Raw genomic sequence first — 1192 nt, 5'->3', positions numbered from 1 at the left:
GGATGGTCTGAAGTAGTTGTGTATTTCTGGCTGACTTCAGCCCCTGCCGATTTTAAAAGCGGCAAATCGATCAAAAACGCTCAGATCACCCGCTTATTTCTGTGTTTTTAGCCGCCGCGAGCACCTCGCGGCAGCCATTTCCCACATTACAGGCGCACCTCTCCTGCATTCGCCAGTAAATGTCGGCGCGCCATCCACAGGTTCGACAGCGCGAACAGCGTCACCAGTTGCGCCGTGTTCTTCGCCAGACCACGGAAGCGCACCTTCACATAACCGAACTGGCGCTTGATCACCCGGAACGGATGCTCGACCTTGGCTCGTACCTGAGCCTTGGCCTTCTCAATCTTGCGCGCGGCTTTGTACAAAGCACTGCGCTTATTAAGCTTCTTGTAAGTACTACGGCGGGCGGCGATCTGCCAGATGACCTCCCGGCCTTCATGTTCAGGGCGTTTCTCGACGCCGGTGTAACCCGCGTCGGCACCGACCATGTTCTCATCGCCGTGCAGCAGCTTATCGACCTGGGTGACATCGGCCACGTTGGCCGCCGTGCCCACCACGCTGTGCACCAAGCCCGACTCATCATCGACACCGATGTGCGCCTTCATGCCGAAGTAGTACTGGTTACCCTTCTTGGTCTGATGCATTTCCGGGTCGCGCTTACCGTCCTTGTTCTTGGTCGAACTCGGCGCATTGATCAGCGTGGCATCGACGATCGTGCCTTGGCGCAGCGACAGCCCTCGGTCGCCCAGATAGCCATTGATGACAGCCAAGATGCCGGCGGCTAGTTCGTGCTTCTCCAGCAAACGACGGAAGTTGAGGATGGTGGTTTCATCGGGGATACGCTCCAAGCTCAGCCCCGCGAACTGGCGCAGGATGGTGGTCTCGTACAGCGCCTCTTCCATCGCTGGATCGCTGTAACCGAACCAGTTTTGCATCAGGTGCACGCGCAGCATCGCCACCAGCGGATAGGCCGGACGACCGCCTTCACCCTTGGGATAATGCGGCTCGATCAAGGCAATCAAACCCTTCCACGGCACCACCCGATCCATCTCGATCAGGAACAACTCTTTGCGGGTTTGTTTGCGCTTACCGGCGTACTCGGCGTCAGCGAAGGTCATCTGCTTCATGGGGAAACTCAGCGGGTGGAATCCGGGTATTTTGCCAAAATCTGGAAGTCTTCTTCAGAGTTTCC

At 57.5% G+C, this 1192-nt stretch carries 1 protein-coding gene; it reads right to left on the bottom strand.

Annotated features, from left to right (window positions below):
• Positions 1-146: 146 nt before the first annotated feature.
• On the bottom strand, positions 147-1127 hold the full coding sequence (locus GIW79_RS29485) for an IS5-like element ISPre1 family transposase (protein ID WP_203482866.1): 981 nt from the start codon (positions 1125-1127) through the stop codon (positions 147-149).
• Between the last annotated feature and the right edge of the window lie 65 nt (positions 1128-1192).

This window comes from Pseudomonas sp. PA-7-1E (assembly GCF_021605325.1).
In the GTDB taxonomy this organism is placed as follows: domain Bacteria; phylum Pseudomonadota; class Gammaproteobacteria; order Pseudomonadales; family Pseudomonadaceae; genus Aquipseudomonas; species Aquipseudomonas fluorescens_BV.
The sequence above is the reverse complement of the archived record's forward strand: the minus strand, read 5'-3'. Positions and strand labels throughout refer to the sequence as shown.

Bases quoted from the DNA above. Each gene is read 5' to 3' on its own strand.
- GIW79_RS29485 (WP_203482866.1), bottom strand. From the start codon at position 1,127: ATGAAGCAGATGACCTTCGCTGACGCCGAGTACGCCGGTAAGCGCAAA.